This is a genomic window from Lentzea xerophila (assembly GCF_051094245.1).
GTDB classification, from domain to species: Bacteria; Actinomycetota; Actinomycetes; order Mycobacteriales; family Pseudonocardiaceae; genus Lentzea; species Lentzea xerophila.
In genome coordinates this window covers 5,381,077-5,396,005 of record NZ_CP194934.1, presented here as the reverse complement: position 1 = coordinate 5,396,005, position 14,929 = coordinate 5,381,077, and the positions used below count along the sequence as shown (strand labels likewise).

Annotated in this window: 14 protein-coding genes; 8 read left to right on the top strand and 6 right to left on the bottom strand. The window is 69.6% G+C overall.

Annotated elements, in window-relative coordinates:
• Nucleotides 1-116 precede the first annotated feature (116 nt).
• The 3 genes from ACRSBM_RS25815 to ACRSBM_RS25805 form a co-directional block, all read right to left on the bottom strand.
• Nucleotides 117-1,349, bottom strand: coding sequence for an FAD-dependent monooxygenase (locus ACRSBM_RS25815; RefSeq protein WP_434446863.1), 1,233 nt, complete (start codon nt 1,347-1,349; stop codon nt 117-119).
• A gap of 40 nt (nt 1,350-1,389) precedes the next feature.
• A complete protein-coding gene (locus ACRSBM_RS25810) occupies nt 1,390-2,337 on the bottom strand; it encodes a zinc-binding dehydrogenase (RefSeq protein ID WP_434446861.1) in 948 nt (315 codons plus the stop codon).
• Between the two features lie 184 nt (nt 2,338-2,521).
• Nucleotides 2,522-3,979: a DHA2 family efflux MFS transporter permease subunit gene (locus ACRSBM_RS25805; protein WP_434446859.1), complete on the bottom strand. Its 1,458-nt coding sequence runs from the start codon at nt 3,977-3,979 to the stop codon at nt 2,522-2,524.
• Nucleotides 3,980-4,119: 140 nt separating this feature from the next.
• Here ACRSBM_RS25805 and ACRSBM_RS25800 point away from each other — a divergent pair, with 140 nt between their 5' ends.
• The 4 genes from ACRSBM_RS25800 (at nt 4,120) to ACRSBM_RS25785 (ending at nt 7,497) form a co-directional block, all read left to right on the top strand.
• Complete coding sequence (locus tag ACRSBM_RS25800) at nt 4,120-4,572, top strand: MarR family winged helix-turn-helix transcriptional regulator (RefSeq protein WP_434446857.1); 453 nt, start codon at nt 4,120-4,122, stop codon at nt 4,570-4,572.
• Nucleotides 4,573-4,670: 98 nt separating this feature from the next.
• Complete coding sequence (locus tag ACRSBM_RS25795; protein WP_434446856.1) at nt 4,671-5,084, top strand: NmrA family NAD(P)-binding protein; 414 nt, start codon at nt 4,671-4,673, stop codon at nt 5,082-5,084.
• The gene (locus ACRSBM_RS25790; protein ID WP_434446854.1) at nt 5,042-5,560 is read left to right on the top strand and encodes an NmrA family NAD(P)-binding protein; all 519 of its coding nucleotides are present in this window, start codon (nt 5,042-5,044) and stop codon (nt 5,558-5,560) included. Before ACRSBM_RS25795 ends, ACRSBM_RS25790 begins: the two co-directional genes overlap by 43 nt.
• A 497-nt stretch (nt 5,561-6,057) precedes the next feature.
• Nucleotides 6,058-7,497: a hypothetical protein gene (locus ACRSBM_RS25785; protein ID WP_434446851.1), complete on the top strand. Its 1,440-nt coding sequence runs from the start codon at nt 6,058-6,060 to the stop codon at nt 7,495-7,497.
• Between the two features lie 18 nt (nt 7,498-7,515).
• Here the strand turns inward: ACRSBM_RS25785 and ACRSBM_RS25780 are convergent, their stop codons facing one another.
• Entirely contained in the window at nt 7,516-9,135 is a 1,620-nt protein-coding gene (locus tag ACRSBM_RS25780) for a hypothetical protein (protein ID WP_434446849.1), read from the bottom strand.
• A gap of 180 nt (nt 9,136-9,315) precedes the next feature.
• On the opposite strand from ACRSBM_RS25780, the gene ACRSBM_RS25775 reads away from it, so the two are divergent.
• On the top strand, nt 9,316-11,406 hold the full coding sequence (locus ACRSBM_RS25775; RefSeq protein ID WP_434446847.1) for a tetratricopeptide repeat protein: 2,091 nt from the start codon (nt 9,316-9,318) through the stop codon (nt 11,404-11,406).
• 246 nt (nt 11,407-11,652) lie between these two features.
• On the opposite strand, the gene ACRSBM_RS25770 is transcribed toward ACRSBM_RS25775, so the two are convergent.
• A complete protein-coding gene (locus ACRSBM_RS25770) occupies nt 11,653-12,345 on the bottom strand; it encodes a LysR substrate-binding domain-containing protein (RefSeq protein ID WP_434446845.1) in 693 nt (230 codons plus the stop codon).
• Between ACRSBM_RS25770 and ACRSBM_RS25765 the strand changes: the two genes are divergently transcribed.
• The gene (locus ACRSBM_RS25765) at nt 12,339-12,608 is read left to right on the top strand and encodes a hypothetical protein (protein ID WP_434446843.1); all 270 of its coding nucleotides are present in this window, start codon (nt 12,339-12,341) and stop codon (nt 12,606-12,608) included. The two genes, ACRSBM_RS25770 and ACRSBM_RS25765, sit on opposite strands and share 7 nt — an antisense overlap.
• A gap of 124 nt (nt 12,609-12,732) precedes the next feature.
• Here the strand turns inward: ACRSBM_RS25765 and ACRSBM_RS25760 are convergent, their stop codons facing one another.
• Entirely contained in the window at nt 12,733-12,948 is a 216-nt protein-coding gene (locus ACRSBM_RS25760; protein ID WP_434446841.1) for a hypothetical protein, read from the bottom strand.
• A gap of 383 nt (nt 12,949-13,331) precedes the next feature.
• Here ACRSBM_RS25760 and ACRSBM_RS25755 point away from each other — a divergent pair, with 383 nt between their 5' ends.
• Together ACRSBM_RS25755 and ACRSBM_RS25750 are read left to right on the top strand one after the other, a co-directional pair.
• On the top strand, nt 13,332-14,192 hold the full coding sequence (locus ACRSBM_RS25755) for an SDR family oxidoreductase (RefSeq protein WP_434446839.1): 861 nt from the start codon (nt 13,332-13,334) through the stop codon (nt 14,190-14,192).
• Between the two features lie 36 nt (nt 14,193-14,228).
• On the top strand, nt 14,229-14,924 hold the full coding sequence (locus ACRSBM_RS25750; RefSeq protein WP_434446837.1) for a type 1 glutamine amidotransferase domain-containing protein: 696 nt from the start codon (nt 14,229-14,231) through the stop codon (nt 14,922-14,924).
• Nucleotides 14,925-14,929 lie beyond the last annotated feature (5 nt).

Genomic DNA, 14,929 nt, shown 5'->3' with positions numbered 1-14,929 from the left:
GGCGGCTGGGACAGCAGCTGTGCTGCACGAGGGCGCGGGTCTCGCCGCCACGACGAGGTCCGCGGCGCCCCGCCTGGTCATGGCGGGCCTCTACCGTCCGATGTGGACACCGCTCGTCACCCCGTCGTGCCGGACGAGGCCGAAGCGGGCGACGCGATGGCGGCCTTCGCCTTCGCCGCCAGCATGCGGTCGACGATCCTGCGGGCCAGACCGAGGACGGCCCAGCGCACCACCTCCATCCGCCGGCTGGACGGGACGAACCTCTGCTGCTTCTGCCGTGCGGAGTTCTGCTGCTTGGTGATGTAGGGACGCAGGCCGGTCTCCCAGGCGTCCAGGCCGGCGTCGAGGTCGTCGGGGTGCTGCCGCAGAGCCGCGCCCAGTGCGGCGCCGCCGCGCAGCGACGACGAGGAGCCCATGGCCGAGTAGGTGTTCATGCACCACGCCGCGTCGCCCACCAGTGCGATCCGCCGCGTGCGCCAACGCGGCATCTTCACCTGGTGGATCGAGTCGAACACGTACTCGGGGGCCTCTTCCATGGAGTCCAGGACGTGGCGCACCACGGGGTCGTCCATGCCGGCGAAGACCGAACGCAGCCGCTCGACCGGCGACCCGGTGAACTGGTTCTTGACGTCTTTGGTGCGGTAGGTGACCCACGCGCAGGGCGCGCGATCAGCCATGCCGAACACCCACACCGCACGCTTGGCGCGCGCGACGACGATGGTGTCGGTCTCATCGAAGGAGGGCACCTGCTCCTTCAGTTGGAAGGCACAGATCATCGAGTCCCAGTTGACCATGAAGTCCTCGTCGGGACCGAACACCATCCGGCGCACGCTCGAGCGCATCCCGTCCGCGCCGACGACGAGGTCGAAGCTCTCCCGGTACCGCGTACCGGTCTTCGCGTCCTCGAGCAGGACCCGCACCTCGTCGGCGCCTTCGTCGAACTCGACCGGAGTGGTGGCGAACCGCACCTCGACCGGGTCCTCGGTGCCGTCGCCGTTGAGGCCCTGCCACAGCGCGGCCTCGATGTCCCCGCGCAGCACCGCCGCCTGCCCCTCGGGCACGTCCAGGCATCCCAGAGTCGGCTTCCGCTTGCCCCGGCGAGTCATCTCCCACGTCTTCCCGCCCGGCTTGTTCGGGTGGTTCCCCGGGTTGCGGGTGTGCAGGTGCTTGGCGATGTCCAGGTCGACCGTGGCCTTCACACCCTCCGGGAACAGGAAGATGAAGTAGCCGCCCGTTCGCCGCTCGGGCGCCCGTTCGATGATCACGGGCGTCCATCCCGCCCGGCGCAGGCTGATCGCCGTGGACATCCCCGCGATGCCGAGCCCGACCACCAGTGCCCTCTTCTGCATGGTTCTTCCCTTTCTGATCGTGATCGATTTGATGGATGGCTCAGTCGGGGACGACGACGGCCCGGCTGCGTCCGGTGTGTGCCCAGGCCTCGTCGATGCGGCTGAGCGGGAACGCGGTGTAGGGCATGTGCAGGGAGCCGTCGGCGAAGCGGGCCATGACCTCGGGTGCCTGCGCGAACATGTCCTCGAAGGACACCGAGCCCGCGCCGCTGCCGCTGATCTGGATCCGGCGGCTGCGCAACAGCTCCGCGGGCACCGAGGCGTTGAGGCCCGCGAGTGAGCCGATCTGCACGTAGGCCGTGTCGGCCTCGCCGGCCTGGATCAGCGCGGAGAAGGCAGCCTCGGCGATCGGTCCCCACAGGTAGTCCAGCACCAGTGTGGGCGGCGTTTCGGCGACCACGTCGGCCAGCACCTTCTCCAGGGCGTCGGGGCTGTCCTGCGCCAGCGTCACGGTCGTCGCTCCGGCGTCGCGCAGCCGCTCCAGGGCTTCGGGGTCACGGCCGGCGGCGATGACCCGGTCCGCCCCGAGCGCCAGCGCCCCCTGCACGGCGAGGCTGCCCGACATCCCGGTCGCGCCCAGCACCAGCACGGTGCCCAACGCCCCCACTTCGGTACGTCGCGACTCGAGGACCACCCAGCCCGACAGGGCCGGGTTCATGCCCGCGGCGACCATCAGCGGATCCGCGCCGGCCGGCAACTCCACCTGGTGCGGGGCGATCAGCCGCTCGGCCATCGTCCCGAACGGCGGACGCGCATAACCGGTGTAGACCAGGCGCCCGTCACCGGTGCGGGCGACCGCGTCGATCCCCAAGATCACCGGGTAGTCCATCCGGCGGCCGTAATGCCCTCCCGACGCCATCCCGCGCACGACGTTGTGCAGACCCGCACCGACCAGGCTCAGCGGCTCACGACCCGACGGAACCGGGACCTCGGAGAACTCACCACAGACCGGCGACTCGCCGGCGGCGTTGACGACTACAGCACGCATCTTCTGTCTCCTTAACTTTGTTCAACTCTGTGACCAGCATGCCTGAACAAAGTTAAGGAGTCAACCGTGGCGAAGAAGGTCGCGCGCCCCACGACGGCGGCCTGGCCGAACGGCATGGCAGCTGGCCAGGCGAGCACTCTCGCCTGGCCAGCCTGCTCACCGAATGGGCGTCGGCCTGCCGATGTCAGTGCGTCGCGGGTGTCCCGACGGACGCCGAGCCGCGGACCAGGAAGGCCCCGGCGATCGCGAGGAGCGACAGTGCGGCGGCCACCACGAACGCCGCGTGCACGCCGGCCGCCGTCTGCTCCACGAGCGCGGCACCCTCGGCGGCGAGCGCTGCCGAGCGCACCGACAGGACACTCACCAGCAGCGCGACGCCGGCGGCCCCGGCCAACTGCTGGACGGTGCTGAAGATGGCGCTGCCGTAGGGGTACAGCTTCTCCGGCACCGCCCCCAGACCCGCGGTGAACAGTGGCGTGAACACGAACGCCAGCCCGACCGACAGCACCAGGTGGAACCCGACCACCAGCAGCAGCGAGCTGTCGGCCGTGAACAGCGTGGCGGACCACAGCGCCGCACTGGTGGCGACCGTGCCGGGCACGAGGAGCGTCCGCGCCCCGAACCGGTCGTACAGCCGCCCGACGACCGGCCCCAGCACACCCATGATCAGCCCGCCCGGCAGGAGCAGGAGACCCGTGGTGAGCGGCTCCAGCATCAGCACGCTCTGCAGGTAGATCGGCAGCACCACGATCGTCCCCAGCAGCATCGCCATCATCAGCATCATCATCACGCTCGCGACGGTGAACGTCCGCGAGCGGAACGTGCGCAGGTCCAGCAGGGCGCGGTCGGCCCGCTGTAGCACCAACTGCCGGGCGACGAACGCGACCACGCCCGCGGCGCCGACGGCGAACGCGCCCCATGTCACGACCGGCGAGGAGCCGCCACCGGAGTGGCCGACGCTGCTCAACCCGTAGACGAGCCCGCCGAAGCCGAGCGCGGAGAGCACCACGGACACCACGTCGATCGGCATCGGGGTGGGCTCCCCGAGGTTCGTGATCCGCCGCAGCCCCAGTACCAGCGTGGCGAGCGCGACCGGCAGCACCAGCCAGAACACGTAACGCCAGCCGAGCAGGTCCAGCACGATGCCCGAGACCGTCGGCCCGATGGCCGGCGCCACCGACATGACCATCGCGATGTTGCCCATCAGGACGCCCCGGCGGGCCGGCGGCACGAGCGTCATCACCGTGGTCGTGAGCAGCGGCATCATGATCGCGGTGCCACTGGCCTGCACGACGCGTCCGGCGAACAGCACGCCGAAGTCCGGCGCGACCGCCGCGAGCAGCGTGCCCGAGCTGAACAGCACCATGGCCGTCGCGAACAGGATGCGCGTGGGCACCCTCCGGATGAGGAAGCCGGTGACCGGGATGACCACCGACATCGTGAGCAGGAAGCCGGCGGTGAGCCACTGCCCGACGCTCGCCTCGATCCGCAGGTCGGTCATGAGCACCGGCAGCGCCACGCTCATGACCGTCTCGTTGAGGACGACGACGAACGCGGAGACCAGCAGCACCCCGATCACGGTGCGGTCGCGGGAACCCAGCTGTCCCGCGGCGTCGGGACCGCCCTCGATGACAGCCGTCATGATCGCTCCTTAACTAAGTTCACTTGTGGGCAACAGTGACTGAACGTCGTTAAGGTGTCAAGCCTGTGCGGTGTCCTCGGCGCTCCAGGCCAGGCAAGGCGAACGGTCGGGCAAGCCGGTCGGCGTCGGTAAGCTGGGTGTTGGGCACCAGACGAGGGGCGGCGGGCGTGGACTACGGCGACAAGCTCTTCTGGCTCTCGGTCCTGATCCAGCGCAGGTACGCGCAGATCTGCGCCGAGTACGAGCTGACGCCTTCGCAGGCCACGCTGCTGTGTGCGGTCAAGGATGTGCCGCGGCAGATGGCGTACCTCGCGGCCTCGCTCGGCTTGAGCAAGAACGCGCTGAGTCAGCTCGTTGACCGCACCGAGCGCCGCGACCTGGTGAGCCGGGTGGGCTCGGAGCAGGACCGGCGGGTCGTCATGCTCGGGGTGACGCCTGCGGGGAAGGTGCTCGCCGAAGCGGTGTTCGCCGAGACCGTCAAGCGCCTGCCCGATGTCGCAAGGAACCTCGACGCCGACGACCAGCGCGACTTCGAACGCCTCGCCACCGCGATCGTGGACGCGTCGGGCGTCTTGCCGTCCATCTCATCCTGACCTACCGCGCAGTGTCTTGCGGGGCACCCGCGCGCCTTGCGTTAGTTCATGTCAGGAACTAATGTAGTTCCTGACATGAACTAACGAGAGGTGGCAACATGAGCACGCGGGAACCCGGCGCGATCGCGGTCTTCGGGGCGACGGGGCAGCAGGGCGGGGCGGTCGTCGACGCGCTGCTGGCCCGAGGAGCGCGGGTGCGGGCCCTCGTCCGCACCCCCGAGTCCGACCGGGCGCGGGCGCTGGCCGCCCGGGGCGTCGAGCTGTCGACCGTCCGGATCGACGACCCGGCGTCAACGGTCGCCGCGCTCGAGGCGGTCGACGCGTTCTACTTCATGACCCCGGAGGCGAACAGCCTCGAGGAGGTCGAGGAGGAGGTCCGGGTGGGCACGGCCCTCGTCGATGCGGCGGCCGCGGCGCGCGTGCCACACGTCGTGTTCAACTCGGTCTCCGGAGCGATCGCGAAACGGGCGTGCCGCACCACGACTCGAAGCACCGGATCGAGGAATACCTGAAGCTTTCCGGCCTGAGGGCGACGATGGTTCGCGCGACCGCCTTCATGGAGAACTTCGCGACCGTGATGGCGCCGAGCCTGGAGGACGGAACGATCGTGCTGAGGCTGCCGCTGCCGGACGACATCGCCCTGAAGATGATCTCGATCAAGGACATCGGCCAGGTCGCCGCCGCGATCCTGCTCGGCACCGCGGACGTGCCCGGCGGAGCCATCGAGGTCATCGGCGACGAGCCGACGGGCCCCCAGATCGCGGCCGCGTTCGGCGCGCGCGCCGGGCTACCGTCACGCTACGAGGTCCTGCCGCTGAGCGTCCTCGGCAACGACCTCGACAAGGCGATGTTCCGCCAGTTCGCCAAGGGGTCCGAATACCCGTCGGACCTGGCAGCGGTGCGGGCGATCGAGCCGACCACCTGGGACCTGGCCGAGTGGATCCGCTGCACCAGCTGGACTCCGCCCGCGGACCGGGTCCGTTCCTGATACTCCGCTGCGCGAACTGGTCCGCGTCGCTGGGGCCGCTGGACCGTGGAGGAGTCCTTCCAGGCCGGCAAGGGCCTGGCCGGACTCGATGAGCACCAGGTCCGTCAAGTCGGCGTGGCTCTGCCGCCGACGGCCCAGGTCGCCTCCGCCGGTGGTCACCGCGGCGGTGCTGCCCCCTTCGGGTGGTTATCGCCTGGCGATGAGGGTTTCTCGCCCTAGCGGCTACCCCTCGTGCAGTGGGCCGGAAACGGGGTTCCGTCTCGCGTGGACGGCACTATCCGCAGAGGACGGCTGACGTGACGAAACGCCTCAAGCACAAGCCTTCTCGCACTGTCGCGGCCGGTTGGAGCGAGTCGAGGCGGAGGAAGAGCGAACGTTCGTGTGATCGGGTGGCGGTGCGGAGTCGCTGGCCCATCGCCTTGGTGGTGTCCGCGGTGGTGTTGGCGGGCTGCACAGCAGACCTGCCTGGACTCACGTTCGAGGGAACGGCCGATGCGGTGACGGCACAGGTGGCCGCGCCGGCCGAGAAGACCGCCGTGCTGGACGCCCAGCCCGGTGCGGCGTCGGCGATCGCCGTGAGTTCGGCTCTCTTCCGCGGCGCTCCCGTCGTCGTGGTGGCCGCGGAGGCGGACCGTGCGGCCTCGGCCGGCGCGGGCGTCGTCGCGGAGCGGTTGGGGGTACCGGTGCTCCAGGTCCCCGCCCAGAACGGTTCGGTGGCCACGTCCCAGGGCGTCGTGCGCGACGAGGTGAAGAGGCTGGCACCACAGGTGGTGCTCACCGTTGGCGCCGACGCGCGCCGTGAAGTCGAGGCATGGGCGGGCACGGCCAAGGTGCTCGGGATCGACACACCCAAGGACGGTGACACGTCGCCCGATCTGCCCGAAGGGCTTCCGGCCGTCGAGGCCCCCGGCCCCGTGGACGTGACGGTGCTGGCGGACAGCGGCCGCGACGACGTCGCCGCGGTCGCCACGGCGCGGGCGGCGGGGGCGCGGATCGTCGCGGTGCGGGGAGCCGATCCGAGGAGCGACCCGGCCGCCATCGACGCGTTGCGCGCGGAGCCGCCCGCCGCGCTGCTGGCGCTGGGCAAGGGCTTCGGTCCGCCGGACCGGCTGCGCCGGCGGGTCGACACGGTGCTGCACGGTGGTCTGCTGCCCGGCGGTGGGCAGGTCCTCTTCCCCGGCAGGATGCTGGTCTGCCTCTACGGCCATCCGGACGGGCCCGCGCTCGGCGCACTCGGCGAACAGGACCTCGACGGCAGCATCGCCCGCGCCAAGAAGCTGGCCGCCGAGTACGAGCCGCTCAGCGACGTTCCGGTCGTGCCCGCGCTGGAGATCATCGCCACCGTCGCCCACGGCGTTCCCGGCCCGGACGGCGACTACTCGGGCGAGACGGAGGTCGAGGCGTTGCGTCCGTGGGTGGAGAGGGCCGGGAAGGAAGGCCTTTATGTGGTCCTGGACCTGCAACCGGGCCGGGCTCGTCTGGTCGATCAGGCCAAGCGGTACACGGCGCTGCTCGAGATGCCCCACGTCGGCCTGGCCATCGACCCGGAGTGGAAGCTCGGGCCGAACCAGGTGCCGCTGCAGCAGATCGGCGGTGCTGACGCGGCGGAGATCAACGAGGTCTCGGCGTGGCTCGCCGACCTGACCGCCGCGAAGCTGCTGCCGCAGAAGTTGCTTGTGGTGCACCAGTTCCAGCTGTCGATGATCCGGAACGAGCAGGCGCTCGACACCAGCCGTGACGAGGTGCAGCTGCTGATCCACATGGACGGGCAGGGCACGACGGGCGAGAAGGTGGCCACGTGGAACGCCGTCGTGGGAGCCCGGCCGGATGACCTGCCGTTGGGCTGGAAGAACTTCTACGACGAAGACAAGCCGATGCTCACCCCGCAGCAGACCATGACATACGAACCGACACCGTCGATGATCTCCTACCAGTGACGCGGCCGGCGTCCACAGTCAGCAACAGCAGGAGGACGGCGTCGCCGTGACGTGGTGCCGAACCCCGCCGATGATCAGTTCGACACGACCGGGGAAGGTGCGGAGAGCTTCGCCCTTCGCTGTCCAGGCCAGCGCCACCGAGGCCAGGGCCGCGCCGAACGTGCCGGTCTGACCGAACCGGACGCGGTGCCCGTCGCGGGTTCCCGCGAGCCAGGTGGTGTCGTCGATCGGTCGTGCCGCCACCGTGGCGCCGGGCGACGCCCTGAGTGTCTCGGTGATCCACACCGTCGCCTCGCCCGGTTCTCCGTGCACGATCACGTCAGCCAGTTGGAGCGCGGTTTCCGAGGGTTCGTCCGTGCTGACGACGAGGTGTGCGTGGACATCGAGCGGCCGGCCACGCAGGAGGAGCTCGGCGGGCAGCCGCTCCACCGCCGCGCGCAGGAGGTCGCCTGCCTGGTCCAGCGTGACCTGAACCGACTGGGTGGCGGCGGTTCTGCCGGAGGCCTCCGGGATCGGCAACGCGGACGCCTCCGCCGGGCCGTCCGGTTCCGGCAGGTTCAGCAGACGGTAGAACTCCGTGCGCAGCAACGAGTGTGACTTGAGCGGAGCCGACGTCGTGAGGTCGGCGATGGCCCTGATCTCGTCGCCGGGCGTCGCGTCCAGTGCCGCTTCCACCTGGGACCGCAGCGGGTCCGCGGACCGCAACTTCGGTGCGGCGGCCAGGAACCTGCCGATCGGTGAGGCGGGGTCCACCGTCTCGTCCGGTGCTTCGGCCAGGATGACCTGCCGCCCGAGAGAGGCGCCGTAGAAGGTCACGGAACCTTGGTCCCCGATCACCACGTCCGCCGCCACGAGACCGGCACGCCAGCCCTCGTGCGCCGGAAACACGATCACCCCCGACCGCGCGGCCGTGTGCAGCCAGCGGTGGATCTGCCAGGGGGAGTGGAAGGACCAGGCGTTCGGGTGCAGTGCGACGGCGACCGCGTAGTCGTCGAGCGGCAGTTCGGCGCGAAGACGCTGAGCGAGATCCGGTTGCCTTCCGTACAGGGAGGTGTCGCCCCAGGTGGAGGAAATCAGGATCAGGCGCTGCGGATCGCGGACTCCCAGGGCTTCGCGGTACAGGTGGCGCAGGGGCAGGCTGGCGAGCACGCGGTCGAAGCTGGGATCACCCGCGACGACCGCGACTTCCGCGGCCTCGGGGCAGTACCGCCGCAGCCGGTCGAGCTGCTCAGAATGTGACAGCACCAGCGACGTGGCGATGACCCGGCCTTCGTGCAACAACCATTCCGGAGAGAGGCCGAAAACCGGTTTCCGGTGCCCGATTTCTGATTTCCGGTGCCCCGCTTCCGATTTTCGGAGCAAGTATTTGTTATATCCCATTCCGTGCGGCAGGACCACCAGTGGCGCCTGCAGCTCGTGCAGCGGTCCGCCGTGACTGGCCGCGATCGCCAGGTCGAAAGGTGTCTGCACGGCCGGCTGCCACGCGATCGGTGTCACGCCCCGCTCGCTGAAGTACTCGGAGAGCCGGCCGTGGAACGCCGACGATTCAGGACAGGTGAAAAGCACCTGTACGCGGGGGTCGTCGGCCAGGAGCGGAAGCACGTCGAACAGCCGGGTAGCCGCCGTGACGTTGTGCACGACGGCCAATACGGTTCGATCTGCCCGACGCGTCATCCACGGCGAATTCCGATCGAGAGCCTCTGGTCGTCGCGCATTGAACACAAGCCGCGATCCTAGCCGCGATCACGCGGAGTGCGGGTGATGTGACAGAGGCGATAAGGTGCCGATCTTGACCAATGCGCGTGCGGGGAGGTCAGCGTGGAGGACGGGCAGAACGTCGGGAACCGGGTGGAGGGATCGGCGGCGAACGTCGTCCAATCCGGATCGGTCGGTGTCATGAACCTGAACATGAACCAGTTCACCTTGCCGATTCCCGCCCAGTTGCCCAGGCCGATCAGCACCTTGGTCAACCAGAAGCACGTGCTGGCCGTTCTCGACGACGTGCTGGAGTCCCTCTCCGAGGATCCCGCGATCGTCGTGCTCGCCGGTGCCCGCGGCAGCGGGAAGTCCACCGCGGCCGTCTATTGGTTGCAGCAGCACCATGAGCGCTTTCCCGACGGGCAGCTTCGCGCGAACCTGGGCGCGTGGTCGGATCACTCCGCGGCGCCCGCCGAGGTTCTGTTCGGTTTCATCACCTCGCTGGGCATCAGGCAGGCGGACGTGCCCGCGGACCTGGAATCGCGGATGAACCTGTTCCGCTCGCTCACCAGGGGCCGGTCGCTGCAGATCCTGCTGGACGACGCGGTCACCGCCGCGCAGGTGAAGAGCCTGCTGCCGGGGCCGGGGCGGTCGATGGTGGTCGTCACCGGTCAGGGCGGGTTCGGTGCGCTGGCCGAGCAGGACGCGACGTTCGTCGACGTCGAACCGCTCGAGGACGAGATGGCCGCCGAGCTGCTCCGCGGCCTGGCCGGCGACCGGATCGACGCCGAACCAGCCGCCCGGGCCGCCCTCGTCGACCTGTGCGGAGGCCGGGCGGTCGCGCTGAGCGTGGTGGGCCGGGTGCTGAGGGAAGCTCCGGACCTGCTCATCGGCGAGCTGCTGGAGGAACTGGAGCTCGGCGGTGGCATCACCCGCATGACCATCGACGGCGAACCCGCCATCGCCGCGGTGCTCGACGCCGGGTACCGCCGCCTCACCGAACCCGCCCAGCGGGTGTACCGGACGCTGGGTCTTCATCCCTCGGCGGACGGCGTGTCCGTCGCGGCGCTGGCCGCGGTGATGAAGCTGCCCGAGCCCACGCTGCGCCCGATTCTGCGCGAGCTGGTGGAGGGCAAGCGGATGGTCGACCGGATCGACACGAGGTTGCGCCTGGACGCTCTGGTGCGCGAGCACGCGCGCAACACCGCCGAAGAGGTCGACGGCACCGACGTCTGCGACCTGAGAAGGCGTGCGTTCGTCCACTGGTACGTCAAGGGGGCGGTCGCGGCCGACAGTGTTCTGCAGCCGCAGCGCCCCTGGGTGCGCGCACTGTTCCCGGACGTCGTCGTGGACACCGGGCATCCAGCGCACCGGCAGCCGAGGGAGTGGATGCTCGCCGAACGCGCCACGCTGCCCTCGGTGGCCCAGCTCGCGGCTGATCTCGGTGAGCTGGAGGCGTTGCTGCGGCTGTGCGTGGCGCAGTGGTGGCTCTACGAGTCCGAGAAGTGTTCCGACGACCTGGTCGCCACGCACGACGTGGGCATCGAGGCCGCGCAGCATCTGGGTCGCCTTGAGGTCAAGGCTCTTCTGTTGGTGCAGAAGGGATACGCGCAACGTACGCGGGCACGGTTCGCCGATGCCGCTCGCCTGCTCGCTGACGCGAGTGCGCTGGCCCGTGCGCAGGGAAGCGTGGCACTGGAGGCGACCGCGGTCGAAGGTGCGGGGCTCGCCCTGTTCGACCAGGGCGACCTCGACGGAGCGCGGCGGCTGCTCCAGCAGAACATCGAACTCGCCGAGGGCATCGGGGATCCGCGCCGAACGTCGCTGGCCTACCTGCACGCCGCCAAGCCGGCCACGCCGGAGGAAGCGCTCAGGCTGCTGGCCGTGGCGTGGTCCGGATTCCGCGGACTCGACGAGCCGGATCGCCACAACCTGGGCAAGGTCCTGCTCTGGCAGGGATGCAAGTACGGTGAACAGGGCGAGCTCGCCGTGGCCCGAGACCATCTCGACCGCGCTCTCGCGCTGATGACCGAGCTCGGCCGGGACTTCGACCGCGCTCAGATCCTCGACGCACTCGGGGACGTCCACGCCACCGCGGATCCCGCCGCCGCACACGAGTTCTACCTGCGGGCCGCGCAGATCTACGAAGACGGTGGCCAGCTCGTCGCCGCTGCCACGGCACACCAGCGTGCCGCCGCCGTGGCTCGTTGATGCTTGCTCCCGCGGACTCCGGCGGTCATCCGGCGCGGCGCGTAGATCACGATCCCTGCTCGCCATCGCCAGGATCCACGGCGACGCCGGGCTACGTCTGCCCGTTGTTCCGCACCATGCTCGACGGCTTCCGCCGACCGGCCTGACTCCTGCCGGCGTCGCGAACGATGGTGTCGAGCAGCGGCGCCGGCAGCAGCAACGCCGTGAGGCTGACACATCGCCGTCGCCCGGTACCGGGAACGGGTGTCAGGTGCTGCGATCTCGCCGCGTGCCGGAACTGCCCGGCCTCTTCGGAACGTGCGCCCACTCGTGCCGGACGGCCCACTCGCGGAAAGTCTCGACCGTCGGTTCCAGCGGGTGCAGGGAAGAGACGAGCAGGCCGATCTGCCGGTAGTGCCGTTGCACGATCGGCACCTCCGCCGAACCCGCCAGCGGGCCGCCGTGGCGGGATGGCAGAACGGCGACGCCGACCCCTGCGGCAGCGAGCCCGCGTACGGTCTCCACTTCCTCTGTCTCGAAGCCGTAGCGCGGCCGGATCCCGGCTGTGCCGAACAACTCGTCGACGCGCCTGCGTAGCGCGATGCTCGAGGACAGGCCGACGAACGTCTCGTCGCGACAGTCGTGCAGCCGGACCGCCTCCCGGCGTGCCAGCCGGTGATCGGCGGGAACCACGAGTACGAAGGGTTCGCGGAAGAGTTCGGTGGCGGCAACGTTCGAATCGATGGACCTCATGGTGGTCAGTGCGACGTCGATGGTCCCGTTGTTCAGTTGCTCGATCAGTTCCTCGTGCGCGGCCTGCACCAGTGCCAGCCGGACTCGCGGGTGCGCCGCGCGGTAGCTGCGCAGGAGTTCCGGAGCCCTGCTGTGTCCCATGGTGCGGAGAAAGCCGAACACGACCTGACCGCGACCGGGGTCGGCGGCCTCATGTGCTCGTGCCACGCCTACCGACAGGTTTCAGCGTCATCGTCTCGTCGCAGAACCGCCGCGCGCTTCTGCTTGGCGACGCGGTCGTCTGCCCGGTTCAGCTCGACGAGCCGACCTGGCACTCGATCGGTGACGTCGATCCGGAACTCGCGAAGAAGGTCCGCGAGCGACTCTTCCGTGAGCTCGAGGACTGCGTCACCTACGGGGCGGGAGCGCATTTCCCCGAGCTCCGGTTCGGCCGCGTTCTCGCCGGGCAGGGGAGGCGCTGGCTGACCTGAGACGTTGTCCTGGAAAGGTCGTCGGACGAGCGAGAGGGCCGCGCTCTGCCGACTGTGGACAGGCGTGATCGGGAACCGTTGTGCCTCAACGACCTCCGCAACGGCAAGCGCTGCGCTGCCGCGATCACCGCCAGCTGTCGTCCGGAGTCATCTCTCCGATCTTCACCAGGCACTGGCGGCAGAACCTGCCATTCGAAGAATGCTGAGCACGGGCGACCAGCAGCACCTTGTCGCACTCGGTGTCCACCATGCCGTCGTCGGCACCGCCCTCCGCCTGCCTCCGGGGAATGGCGTGGGATTCGTTGTCGTGCGGCGAAACCCACCAGAAGTGCCCGTTCATGCCGAGCCGTCCGGCTGGCCGGTCCGGAGGCGCGCGGAGGTGCACGACGGATCGTGGGGTTCGACGGGCAACATGGACATCTGCCGGTCCCTCCGGGTTTCTGTCAGCGCGTTGTCTTCAACAACTGTGCTGTGCGGTCCCACAGCTCACGACCGAACGGCGGCACCTTGCGCCGGCGGCCGGAGCGGCAGGATGCCGGGTCATTGTTCCGCAGATCTTCCGGTCCTGGGTGGGACTGCGAGTCCCAGGTCGCTGAGTCCGAGGTCGCGCAGGGCTCGCGATGACCACCTGAAAACCCGTTACGTGGACCAGAATTTCAGTCATGCCGGACCGGGGAAGAGCCCCGGACCGGACTCTCCGTCACTGAAGAGCGAAGGAAGACAATGAGTTTCCCAACGGATCGCCCTGCCACCTGGCTGGTGACGGGTACCTCGCGCGGCCTCGGTCTCGAACTGGTCAAGCAGCTCCTCAGCCGTGGGGACAACGTCGCGGCGACGACCCGTTCGACGGACCGTCTGCTGTCCGCGCTCGGTGACGGTGCCGACACCTCGCGCCTGCTGGCGCTCACTGTCGACCTGCGGGACGAAACGGCTGTCGCACAGGCTGTTCGCCAGACGACGGAGCGCTTCGGCGGTCTTGACGTCGTGGTCAACAACGCCGGCTACGGCTTCCTGGCGGCAGTGGAGGAGACCAGCGCCCGCGACGTCCGCGACATGCTGGACGTTCAGGTCGCCGGCGTGTGGAACGTCCTCAGGGCCACGTTGCCGATCCTGCGCGAGCAGAAGAGCGGTCACGTCGTCAACGTGTCGTCGGTTCTCGGCCTGACGTCCGTTCCCGGGTGGGCGCTGTACTGCGCCGGCAAGTACGCGCTGGAGGGCCTGAGCGAGGCGCTCGCCGGCGAGGTGGCCGGCTTCGGTGTCAAGGTCACCATCGTCGAGCCCGGCTACTTCCGTACCGAGTTCCTCACGGCCGACTCGCTCGCGCTGCCGGACGGCACCACGGACGCCTACCCGGCGATCCGGGAGATGACCGAGAACCACCTGAAGCTGCAGGGCAACCAGCTCGGCGACCCGGTGAAGGGCGCGCGGTTGATGATCGAGCGGGTCGTGAGCGGCGAGGGTCCGCTGCGTCAGGTGCTCGGTTCGGACTCGCACGCCTACGCCACGGCCAAGGTGCAGGCCCTGCAGGCGAACCTCGACGCCGCGGCGGAGACCGCCGGCGCCACCGACTTCGCCGCTGTCTGACCTTCCACCCCGGAACCACAAGCATAGGAACCCATCGTGAGCAAGATCCTGATCGTCATGTCCGCGGCCGACACCTGGGAGCGCACGGACGGTTCGCTGTACCCGACGGGGTACTGGGCCGAGGAACTGGCCGCGCCGCACGAGAAGTTCGTCGAGGCCGGGTTCACCGTCGACTTCGCGTCACCCGGCGGGATTCTCCAGCCGCTCGACCAGCACAGCGCCGACCCGGAGATCGCGGGCCCGGACTGCGCGCACCACGTCGCGCATGCCGAGCGTGCCCTGCGGGAGTTCGGTCCCCTGCTCAAGATCGAGGAGATCGACCTCGACGACTACGTCGCCGTGGTCCTACCCGGTGGGCACGGCCCGGTGGTCGACCTCTACCAGGATGCCGCCCTCGGCCGGCTGCTCGTCCAGGCCGACCGGGAAGGCAAGGTCATCGGTGCGGTCTGCCACGGGCCCGCCGCACTGCTGTCCGCTGTGGACACCGACGGCAGGTGGGTGTTCGCCGGCCGGCGGATGGCTGCCTTCACCGACGAGGAGGAGCAGTTGTTCGGCACCGCCGAGAACGCGCCGTGGCTGCTGGCCAGCACGCTCCGGGACAAGGGCGCGCTGCACTCGGGTGGTCCGGCTTACCAGGCCTACAACGTGCAGGAGCGGAACCTGTTCACCGGCCAGAACCCCGCGTCGAGCGCTCCGATGGCCGAGGCCATGATCGCCGCGCTCACCAGGTAGCCAGG

Coding starts and splice junctions, on each gene's coding strand:
- ACRSBM_RS25810 (WP_434446861.1), bottom strand. CDS start 2,337: ATGCGTGCTGTAGTCGTCAACGCCGCCGGCGAGTCGCCGGTCTGTGGT.
- ACRSBM_RS25795 (WP_434446856.1), top strand. CDS start 4,671: ATGAGCACGCGGGAACCCGGCGCGATCGCGGTCTTCGGGGCGACGGGG.
- ACRSBM_RS25805 (WP_434446859.1), bottom strand. CDS start 3,979: ATGACGGCTGTCATCGAGGGCGGTCCCGACGCCGCGGGACAGCTGGGT.
- ACRSBM_RS25755 (WP_434446839.1), top strand. CDS start 13,332: ATGAGTTTCCCAACGGATCGCCCTGCCACCTGGCTGGTGACGGGTACC.
- ACRSBM_RS25815 (WP_434446863.1), bottom strand. CDS start 1,349: ATGCAGAAGAGGGCACTGGTGGTCGGGCTCGGCATCGCGGGGATGTCC.
- ACRSBM_RS25760 (WP_434446841.1), bottom strand. CDS start 12,948: ATGAACGGGCACTTCTGGTGGGTTTCGCCGCACGACAACGAATCCCAC.